Source organism: Vibrio sp. 1978 (genome assembly GCF_033344345.1).
In genome coordinates, this window is record NZ_JAWPOP010000161.1 from 1 (window position 1) to 1,034 (window position 1,034).

The 1,034-nt window shown below is 48.0% G+C and carries 1 protein-coding gene; it reads left to right on the top strand.

What is annotated here, in order from left to right; translation table 11 throughout:
- Positions 1–97: 97 nt before the first annotated feature.
- Positions 98–1,034 (top strand): DNA-processing protein DprA (gene dprA / locus R8N49_RS25200; RefSeq protein WP_318190222.1); only part of this gene is annotated, 937 nt, incomplete at its 3' end.

The window sequence follows — 1,034 nt, forward strand, 5'->3', positions numbered from 1 at the left end:
ATCAATAAAGAGGTCTCTGTGGTTTCGCCTCTGACGCAAGAGTCGACCACCAACGAAACCACGCAATAACGACAGTGACCTTGCTGCCTGGCTTAAGCTGAGTTGCTTGCCAGGCATCGGTGGGGTCAAAATGAATAAGCTGCTCGCCAAAGATACGCCTCGCAATATCATCAATTCCTCTTCTGAACAGCTTTATCAATTGGGTTTGACGAACAAACAGTTGCAAGCTTGGGCTTCGGCCGATAAAGAGGTCGATGCTTGTTTAACGTGGCTAGCCACTTCTACAAATCATCACATTCTGACGCTGGCCGATCCTTTATATCCCCCTTTACTCAAGCAAGTTGTCGCTCCGCCTCCGTTGTTATTTGTCGAGGGGAATCCTACCTTTTTATCGCAACCACAAATTGCCATGGTGGGCAGCCGTAACGCCAGTTTTGATGGTTTACACCATGCACGTCAATTTGCGGCAGAGTTGGCTCAGCAAGAATTGATTGTCACTAGCGGTTTAGCGCTTGGGATTGATGGCCATGCTCATGATGGTGCGCTACAAGCGGGTGGTAAGACGATAGCTGTGCTCGGGTCTGGTTTAGAACATATTTATCCTGCTCGTCATCGTGGTTTAGCGCAGCGAGTAACAGAAAATGGCGCACTGGTTTCTGAGTTTCGCCCCAATGCCAAGCCTCGAGCAGAAAACTTTCCGCGTCGAAACCGTATTATTAGCGGCTTATCGTTAGGTGTGTTAGTGGTGGAAGCGGCCGAGAAAAGTGGCTCGCTTATTACCGCGCGTTATGCCCTTGAGCAAGGGCGAGAAGTGTTTGCGCTGCCGGCCTCAATTAATGCTCGCAATGCTAGTGGTGGTAACCAATTGATTCGCAACGGTGCCTGCCTCGTAGAGAAAACCCAAGATATCCTCGATGAAATACAGTCTTTACTCGATTGGTCTGTTAATCAAAGTATCGATTTATTTTCTACGTTAAATGATGAAGAAGAATTGCCATTTCCTCAGCTGTTAGCTAACGTAGGAAGTGAAGCTA